10 protein-coding genes and 1 pseudogene are annotated in these 8,962 nt (G+C 57.9%); 10 read left to right on the forward strand and 1 reads right to left on the reverse strand.

Annotated elements, in window-relative coordinates:
* A pseudogene (locus NDI87_RS14535) lies at window positions 1–211 on the reverse strand (methionine adenosyltransferase domain-containing protein); the annotation flags it as partial.
* 43 nt (window positions 212–254) lie between these two features.
* Here NDI87_RS14535 and NDI87_RS14540 point away from each other — a divergent pair.
* The 10 genes from NDI87_RS14540 to NDI87_RS14585 all read left to right on the forward strand — a co-directional run.
* Complete coding sequence (locus NDI87_RS14540; protein ID WP_296276130.1) at window positions 255–1,361, forward strand: DegT/DnrJ/EryC1/StrS family aminotransferase; 1,107 nt, start codon at window positions 255–257, stop codon at window positions 1,359–1,361.
* Between the two features lies 1 nt (window position 1,362).
* The gene (locus NDI87_RS14545) at window positions 1,363–1,932 is read left to right on the forward strand and encodes an acyltransferase (RefSeq protein WP_296276131.1); all 570 of its coding nucleotides are present in this window, start codon (window positions 1,363–1,365) and stop codon (window positions 1,930–1,932) included.
* Between the two features lie 10 nt (window positions 1,933–1,942).
* On the forward strand, window positions 1,943–3,451 hold the full coding sequence (locus tag NDI87_RS14550) for an oligosaccharide flippase family protein (RefSeq protein WP_296276133.1): 1,509 nt from the start codon (window positions 1,943–1,945) through the stop codon (window positions 3,449–3,451).
* Window positions 3,452–4,414 carry a glycosyltransferase gene (locus tag NDI87_RS14555; RefSeq protein ID WP_296276134.1) on the forward strand — a complete coding sequence of 321 codons (963 nt, stop codon included), beginning with the start codon at window positions 3,452–3,454 and terminating at the stop codon, window positions 4,412–4,414.
* Window positions 4,404–5,213 (forward strand): class I SAM-dependent methyltransferase, encoded by an 810-nt coding sequence (locus NDI87_RS14560; RefSeq protein WP_296276135.1) that lies wholly within the window; start codon window positions 4,404–4,406, stop codon window positions 5,211–5,213. The genes NDI87_RS14555 and NDI87_RS14560 overlap by 11 nt, the downstream gene beginning before the upstream one ends.
* Window positions 5,214–5,263: 50 nt before the next feature.
* Complete coding sequence (locus NDI87_RS14565; protein ID WP_296276136.1) at window positions 5,264–6,091, forward strand: glycosyltransferase family 2 protein; 828 nt, start codon at window positions 5,264–5,266, stop codon at window positions 6,089–6,091.
* Entirely contained in the window at window positions 6,088–6,900 is an 813-nt protein-coding gene (locus NDI87_RS14570) for a glycosyltransferase family 2 protein (protein WP_296276138.1), read from the forward strand. Before NDI87_RS14565 ends, NDI87_RS14570 begins: the two co-directional genes overlap by 4 nt.
* Complete coding sequence (locus NDI87_RS14575) at window positions 6,888–7,667, forward strand: glycosyltransferase family 2 protein (RefSeq protein ID WP_296276139.1); 780 nt, start codon at window positions 6,888–6,890, stop codon at window positions 7,665–7,667. Before NDI87_RS14570 ends, NDI87_RS14575 begins: the two co-directional genes overlap by 13 nt.
* Window positions 7,664–8,539 carry an SDR family oxidoreductase gene (locus NDI87_RS14580; protein ID WP_296276140.1) on the forward strand — a complete coding sequence of 292 codons (876 nt, stop codon included), beginning with the start codon at window positions 7,664–7,666 and terminating at the stop codon, window positions 8,537–8,539. The genes NDI87_RS14575 and NDI87_RS14580 overlap by 4 nt, the downstream gene beginning before the upstream one ends.
* Before the next feature lie 50 nt (window positions 8,540–8,589).
* The coding region (locus NDI87_RS14585) for a sugar transferase (protein ID WP_296276141.1) at window positions 8,590–8,962 on the forward strand (373 nt) is incomplete at its 3' end.

The following is an 8,962-nucleotide window of genomic DNA, read 5'->3' on the forward strand; positions in this document are numbered from 1 at the left end:
CGTGCGGCATAGGCGGCTGAACGGTCCACTTTCGTTGGGTCCTTGCCGCTGAAGGCGCCACCGCCGTGCGGGCAGGCGCCACCGTAGGTGTCGACAATGATCTTGCGTCCGGTCAAGCCGCAGTCGCCTTGCGGGCCACCCACGACAAAACGGCCGGTGGGGTTGTGTCGATGCTGTGCGGTTTGCCGTCCACGTAGCGCATGGTGACCTGCTTTCATAGGGGGAGTGGCATGGTAGCATCAAGTTCATTTGCCATGACCAGACCTATCTACGTTACCCAACCCTATCTGCCGCCGCTGGAGGATTTCATCCCCTACCTGCAGCAGATCTGGGACCGCAAGATTCTGACCAATGGCGGGCCTTTTCACCAGCAGCTCGAACAGGCTTTGTGCGACTACCTGGGCGTCAAGCACCTGGCACTGTTCGCCAACGGCACCATTGCCCTGGTAACCGCCCTGCAGGCGCTGCGCATTACCGGTGAAGTCATCACAACGCCCTACTCTTTTGTGGCCACAGCCCATTCGCTGCTCTGGAACGGCATCAAGCCGGTGTTTGTGGACGTTGACCCAGACACGCTCAACCTCGACCCCGCGCGCATTGAGGCTGCCATCACCCCGCAGACCACAGCCATCATGCCCGTGCATGTGTACGGCCACCCATGCGATGTGAAAGCCATCCAGAAAATTGCCGACACGTACAACCTCAGGGTGATCTACGACGCGGCCCACGCCTTTGGCGTGCAGGACAAAAGCGGCAGCGTGCTTAACCATGGGGACCTGTCGGTGCTGAGTTTTCACGCCACCAAGGTATTCAATACTTTTGAGGGCGGCGCCATCGTCTGCCCCGACGCCAAGACCAAGCTGCGCATCGACCAGCTGAAGAATTTTGGCTTTGTCGATGAAGTAACGGTGGTTGCCCCCGGCATCAATGGCAAGATGAGCGAGATCAACGCCGCTTTTGGCATGTTGCAGTTGCAACACATCGACGCGGTACGCAACCGGCGCCAGGAGATTGATGCCGCCTACCGCCAACAGTTGGCCGGTGTTAAAGGCATACGCTGTCTGAATGACGCCGGCGAAACCGTGCGCAACTACTCTTATTTTCCAGTTCTGGTGCAGCCGGAGTACCCGTTGGGACGTGACGCACTCTATGAAAAACTCAAAACCCACGGAATTTATGCAAGGCGCTACTTCTACCCATTGATTTCCGATTTTCCGATGTACCGCGGCCTGCCCTCTGCACAGCGCAGCAACCTGCCAGTAGCAGCCGATGCCGCAGACAAGGTGCTGTGCCTGCCGATTTTTCCGGCGCTGCAACCGCAAGAACAGCAGCGCGTGATCGACATCATTCAGGGGGGGTGACATGGCGATGCTGAGCCGGGAGGCAATCACGCAAATGGGCTTTGCCAGCGTTGGCGCCAACGTCCAGATTTCAGACCGAGCTTCTTTTTACGGCAACGCCAGGATTTCGTTGGGTGACCATGTCCGCATAGATGATTTTTGTGTGCTGGCGGCAGGTGCAGGTGGCATCGTGATCGGGCAACACGTTCACATTGCAGTGGCGTCGACCTTGATTGGCGCGGGAAAGATCACGCTCTCTGATTTCACCGGCCTTTCGTCGCGCGTTTCCATCTATTCCAGCAGCGACGACTATTCCGGGGCCACCATGACCAACCCCACGGTACCCAGCCAATACACCGGCGTTACCCACGCTGATGTGTTTTTGGGTCGGCACGTCATCGTGGGCAGCGGCAGCGTCCTTTTGCCCGGCATCACGCTGGAAGATGGCGTGGCCATAGGGGCCTTGAGTTTGGTCACCAAAGATTGCAGGGCCTTCGGCATTTATGCCGGCAACCCGGCGCGACGCATCAGCGAGCGCAAACGCGACTTGCTGGCACTGGAACAGCAGTTCTTGGCGGATCAGGCTCGCTAGGAACAGCCCGATGTCGTTGAGACGAAATATTCTCGCCAACTACTTTAGCCAGGCCTATGTCACGCTGATTGGCATTGTCATGGTGCCGATCTACCTGCGTTACATGGGCGCAGAGGCTTATGGTCTGGTGGGTTTCTTTGCCATGTTGCAGGGATGGTTTCAGTTGTTGGACATGGGTCTCACACCCACCATGGCACGTGAAACCGCCCGCTTCAATGGCGGGGCCAGCGACGCTTCAGGCCTGCGCCACCTGCTGCGCGGGATGGAAGGCATTTTTGTCGGAGTCGCGGTGCTCGGCTGTGTTGCCTTGATGGCCGCTTCCGGCACAATTGCCACCAGTTGGCTGAAGGTGCAGCAATTGCCGCTGGTCGAAGTTCAAAACGCCATCATTTTGATAGCCATGATTGTGGCGCTGCGATGGGTCAGCGGCCTGTACCGCAGTGCCATTACCGGCTTCGAGCGCCTCGTTTGGCTGGGCGGCTTCAACATGGCGCTGGCAACAGCCCGCTTTGTGTTGGTCATACCACTCTTCATTTACGTCGGCACCAGCGTCACGCTGTTCTTCAGCTACCAGTTGCTGCTGGCCGTGCTCGAAGTGGCTGTGCTCGTGTGGCAGACCTACCGCCTGCTGCCCGCCCTGGCGGCCGGCGAACACAGGCCATGGCAATACGCGCCACTGCGGGGTGTTCTGAAGTTTTCGCTCAGCATTGCCTTTGCCAGCTTTGTCTGGATCCTGGCCACCCAGGCCGACAAGTTGATTTTGTCCAAGCTCTTGCCCTTGACCGAATACGGCTACTACACCCTGGTGGTGCTGGTGGCCGGTGGCGTGTTGGCCATCAGCGGCCCGGTGAGTGGCGCGCTGTTGCCGCGACTCACCAAGCTGGCAGCCGCAGGGGATGACGCGGGTTTGCTGCTGCTTTACCGCAATGCGACGCAATTGGTTGCCGTGGTGGCCGTGCCGGCCGCTCTGGTGCTGGCACTCTTTTCTAGACAAGTGCTCTGGGCATGGACCGGCGACGCCGCGCTGGTGGAAACAGCAGCCCCGGTGCTTGCGCTCTACGCCGCTGGGTCGGGTGTTTCGGTGATCGCGGCCTTTCCCTATTATTTGCAATATGCCAAGGGTGAACTCAAGTTGCACCTGATCGGCAATGTGCTTTTTGTACTGCTGCTCATCCCGTCATTGATCGGGGCCACATGGCAGTTTGGCATGCTTGGCGCAGCCTGGGTTTGGCTGGGTTTGAACCTTGCTTATTTCCTGCTTTGGATACCCGTTGTGCACCGTCGTTTTGCCCCTGGTGTGCATTGGCACTGGGTGACGAAAGACGTGCTTTTGACCAGTGTGCCGGCCCTGCTGGCAGCCCTGCTGCTGCAATATACTGCGTCCTGGCCTGTTGGCCGGCCGGCTATCGCCATACAACTCTGCGGTTTGGGCATGCTGTTGTTGGGCATCACCAGCCTTAGCAGCAGCAAGGTTCGCCAACTTCTGGCACACCGCTTCAATCCTGTGGGAATCGTTTAATTGAGTTCTCCAACCGTTTCTGTCTGCATAACGACCTACAACCAGGACCGCTACATCAAGGACTGCGTGGTCAGTGCGCTCGCACAAATTTCCGACACGAGCATTGAGATCCTGATCGGCGACGATGGAACCGGCCCGCAAACGCCGCGCATTGTCGCGAGCTTGATGGAACTGTACCCAGGCAAAATCAGGTATTTCAAGCACGAGAAAAATCTGGGGCCTTCGGCCAACTACCAATTTCTGATCCGCGAGGCGCGCGGACTCTACCTTGCCCACCTGGATGGCGATGATTTCTGGCTTCCGGGCAAGCTCGCCGTGCAACTGGCGTGGCTGCAAGACCACCCTGATAGCGTGGCCTGCTACACGAATGCGGTCGTCGTCAGCGACGACCAGCAGGTAATGGGCGTCTTCAGTTCTCCCATTTCGCAGCCGATCGATTTGGCGTTTTTGCTTGCTAAAGGTAACTTCCTGAACCACAGTTCGCTGCTGTACCGTGCAACCCATAAAGACGTGATCCTGGGGTTCGTGGGCCCGTTTATCGATTACCGAATTCACTTGAACTTTGCCCGCTTCGGCGAACTTGGCCTGATCAATGCCGCCTACGTGGTTTACCGGCTCGGCTCCGAGCACTCGATGGTGCGAACCACGCCGACCCTGGTCCAGGACCTTTATTTTGAGGCTTTGGCTTCAGTGCTGACCGAGCCCTCGGTTTCCAGCGAGGTACGGCACCAAGCTCTGCGGCATTTTTGGCAGGCCATTGCCGTTCAGTGCGTGGCCAGGAGCCGTTATGCGTGGGGATGGGCCTGGGCAAAAAAAATCAGGGCGATCTGTCTTGGTAGCGGCATCAACGTGCTGTTGCCGGGCGTGTTGCTGGCGGTGACAACGCTCACTGCTTTGGTGCTGCGCAAAGGCACTCAGCGAATGACCGGAAAGAATGATTTAAGGGTGCTGCATGAGCGTTGACCTGTCGATATCCAACACACTGCCTTTCGCGAAGCGAATTTGGGCGAGTTTTGTCAGGCGCTACAGCCGACTGGTGTTGTCCGGCCCATGCCATTGTGTTTGTTGCAACCAGAATTCTCCGTTTTTTTTACCGTTCACCGGCGGCACGAGCGCAATTCCGCCAGTCAATTACAAGCTGGACGTGGTGGGCAGTGATCTGCGCCACTATTCCTGTCCGAAGTGCGAATCGAGTGACCGCGAGCGGCACCTGAAGCTTTACTGTCAAAAATTGGAGGTCGATCGCTTGATGGCAAGCGCCCGGGTTCTGCATTTCGCGCCAGAGCGCTGGTTTGCGGTGTTCGTGGCTGCTGCCGGTCCAAGTGAACACATAAAGGCGGATTTGTATCCTGTTGCGGCAGACATTCAAAAAGTTGACATGCTGGCCATGTCATTTCCAAACGCGTCTTTTGACCTGGTCATAGCCAACCATGTGCTGGAGCACGTGGCCGACGATGCGCAGGCATTGTCTGAGATTCACCGTGTGCTGCGTCCCGGTGGTTGGGCGATATTGCAGACGCCGTACAGCGCGATGCTGCAGACCACCTTTGAGGATGCCGGCATTGTTTCCCGGGACGCTCGCGAACATGCTTATGGCCAGGACGATCACGTTCGTTTGTACGGCCAGGACATATTTGACCGCTTCGCTGCGGCTGGTTTTGAATCGCGCGTTGCGCGTCACGAGACAGCACTCATCGATATCGATCCTGCAGTCTATGGTGTTAATCCGCGCGAGCCATTTTTCCTGTTCCAGCGCGCCTGAAGATGGCTGCAGCCGAACTTACTTTTCAAGCCACGCGCAGGCTGCACAACATGAAGCGCGTTACCGTGGTTGTGTTGAACTGGAACCGCTGGCCGGACACCCTGGCCTGCCTTGCCTCCTTGCAAGCTCAGGATTACTCCAACTTCAATGTGCTGATCGTTGACAACGATTCAACCGATGATTCGGTCAAGCAAATCAGGGCGACCATGCCAGAGATCGAGTTGCTGCAAAGCGGCGCCAACCTGGGTTTTGGTGGTGGCTGCAACGTGGGCATCACACGGGCGCTTGCGGATGGTGCGGACTATGTCTGGCTGATCAACAGCGACTCCACGGCCGATGTGCATGCGCTGTCGGCCCTGGTCGATGTTGCAGAGCAAAACCACGCCTTGGGTTCGGTCGGTTCCGTCTTGTATGAAGTGGATTCTCCAAAGCAGATTCAGTTATGGGGGGGTGGCAGAGTGCGGCTCTGTTGCGGTCAATCTCGACATCAGACGGCACCCGGTCCGCTCGATTTCATATCGGGCGCTTCTGTTCTGTTGCGTCGTACCGCTCTTGAAGCCGTGGGCATGTTCGACCAGACGGCGTTTTTCATGTATTGGGAAGACACCGACCTGGGTTTTCGTTTGCGCAAGGGTGGTTGGCAACTGGCGGTGGCCGAAGACTCGCGGGTCTGGCACAAGCAGTCAGCCAGTCTGGGCAAGGGCAACCCCTTGCTGGACGAGTACTTCACCCGTTCCGCCGTGCGTTTCCTCAGGCGTTACGCGCCCGTGCCCTTGGCTTCCATTTCGCTGATGCTTGGCATGATGCTGGCCAAGCGTTTACTCACGGGCGAATTGCGCCGTGCGCAGGCCGTCGTCAAGGGACTTCTGGACGCATGAACACCACCGTGCCAGTGTCCGTGGTCATGCCCTGCTACCGTTGTACAAGAACGTTGGCGCGCGCTGTGGCGTCCATAGCGGCACAGACAAGTTTGCCAGCGGAAGTCATCCTGGTCGACGATGGCAGTGCCGACGGAACCCGCGCGTTGATGCAGGAGCTTGCCGGCAGATATCCGCACGGCTGGATCAAGCTGGTTTTGCAGGACCAGAACACCGGTGCCGCCAGTGCGCGCAACGCCGGATGGGTTGTGGCGTGTCAACCGTACATCGCGTTTCTGGACTCAGACGACGCCTGGCACCCAAAAAAAATTGAGATCCAACACGCTTATATGCAGGCCAACCCGGATGTTGCGCTTTGTGGCCATGGGCACCGGCTGCTGACACAAGGCGTTTTGCCGGACTGGAATGTCGTGCCGGACGATGCGCAGACCATCACCAAATGGGCCTTGTTGCTGTCGAACAGATTCGTGACACCATCGGTCATGCTTCGGCGCGAAGTGACGCCCCGTTTCAACGTGCAACAGCGGCACATGGAAGACCATCGACTGTGGCTGGAAATTCTGTTTAGCGGTGCACGTGTGGTGAGGCTTCGCGCCGAACTGGCGGCAATTTACAAGGTTCAGTTTGGCGTGCAGGGCTTGAGCGCGCAGCTCTGGCTGATGGAGCGCGGCGAGCTGGCAAACTACCGGAGCCTCTACCGCAGGGGATGTATCAAGGGCTACCAGTTTGCTGGTCTTACGCTGTATTCGGTACTGAAGTTTGTGCGTCGCTTGCTTATTTATGGGAGCTATTTGCGATGGAAGAAATAGCTGCTTCAAACACTGTCGACATCTCCATTTCAGTCGTCAGCCACCTGCAGATCGGGCTGGTGACACAACTGCTGGCGGATCTTGACGCGCACTGTGCGGGCTCGCATCTTGAGGTCATCCTCACGCTCAATCTCGAGGAAACCCTGCCCTTTGAATTGAACGGTTTTTCATTTCCGGTCAAGCTGATTCGCAATGATTCGGCCAAGGGCTTTGGTGCCAACCATAACCAGGCCTTCAGGCATGCAAGCGGGCGCTACTTTTGTGTGATGAACCCGGATATTCGCCTTGACAGTAATCCGTTTGAGACCTTGCTGGCCTGTCTGGCTGACAGCTCGATTGGCCTCGTCGCGCCACTGGTATTGGGCGAAAACGGTGAGGTCGAGGACAGTGCCCGGCGCTTTCCGACCCCGCTAACGATACTGTGCAAGGCTTTTGGCCGCTGCAAAGGCACTGACTATGTGATTGGGAACGCGCCTTTTCATCCGGATTGGGTCGGCGGCATGTGCATGCTGTTTCCACGCGCCGTGTTTGAGCTCCTGGGCGGCTTTGATGAGCGCTACTTCCTCTATTACGAAGACGTCGACCTCTGTGCACGCTTGAGATTGCTGGGGTATGAGGTGCTGGTTAATCCGCAGGCCAAGGTAACCCATCACGCGCAGCGAACCAGCCGTCGCAGCTTGACCTATCTGCGCTGGCATTTCAAAAGCATGATGCGTTTCTTTTTGTCACCGGTGTGCTGGCGCGTGCACCGTTTGGAGCGGTCATGAGGTGCTTGCTGACCGGTGCCAACGGTTTTGTGGGCAAAGCGCTCAGCACTGAATTAGTCCGGCGCGGGCACTTGGTCCGGGCTGCCACGCGCTCGGACATGACAGTGCGCGAGGTGGACGTTGTCATTCACCTGGCCGCGCGTGTCCATGTGATGGACGACAGCGCAGTCGATCCGCTGGCCGCTTTTCGCCAGGTCAATACGCAGGGCACGCTGAACCTGGCGCGCCAGGCTGCCGTAGCCGGGGTGAAGCGTTTTGTCTTTGTCAGTTCGGCCAAGGTTAATGGCGAGTTGACGCAGCCAGGTCGGCCGTTCACGGAGTCCGATGCGCCGAATCCGCAAGATGCCTACGGCTTGAGCAAGCATGAGGCCGAGCAGGGTTTGCATGACATAGCCACACAAACCGGCATGGAAGTGGTCATCATCCGCCCGCCGTTGGTTTATGGCCCCGGGGTCAAAGCCAATTTTGCGGCCCTTATGCACGCGGTTCAGCGCGGTTGGCCGCTGCCCCTGGGCGCTATCCGCAACCAGCGCAGTCTGGTGGCGCTGGACAATCTGGTCGATTTCATCGCGACCTGTATGAACCACCCTCAAGCGGCCAACCAGACTTTTTTGTTGAGTGATGGACAAGACCTGTCCACCGCCGAGCTGGTGCGTGGCATGGCGCGTGCAGCCGGAGAGCCTGCGCGCTTGCTGCCGGTGCCGGTTTGGGTTTTGCAGGCAGGAGCTAGGTTGTTGGGCAAGGGGGATGCGGTGCAAAGGCTTTGTGGGAATTTGCAGGTGGATATTTCCAAGGCTCGGGAATTGTTGGGGTGGGTGCCGCCTGTGTCTGTTGAAGAGGGGTTGCGAAGAGCGATGGGAACGTCAGACTGAAGTCTGACCTACAGAAGACAAATTGCAGAATGCAAGATACAGAATTCGGGATGAAAAGACTATTTGACTTGATGCTGGCGGCCTTGGCTGGCTGTATTTTGCTGGTGCCTGTGCTGGTGGTTGCGGCGTTGGTGCGCTTGACGTCCAAAGGGCCGGCGCTGTATTGGTCTGACCGGGTGGGGCGTAACAACACCATTTTCAAAATGCCCAAATTCCGCAGCATGCGGGTGGGCACACCTGCGGTGGCCACGCACTTGCTGGCCGACCCCAAGGCGCATCTGACACCCATTGGCTCCTTTTTGCGCAAAAGCAGCCTGGACGAGTTGCCGCAGTTGTGGAGCATTTTGGTGGGCGACATGAGTTTTGTGGGGCCGCGCCCTGCCCTGTTTAACCAGCACGACTTGATTGAATTGCGCACGCGGC

Source organism: Rhodoferax sp., assembly GCF_023701345.1.
In the GTDB taxonomy this organism is placed as follows: Bacteria; Pseudomonadota; Gammaproteobacteria; order Burkholderiales; family Burkholderiaceae_C; genus Rhodoferax.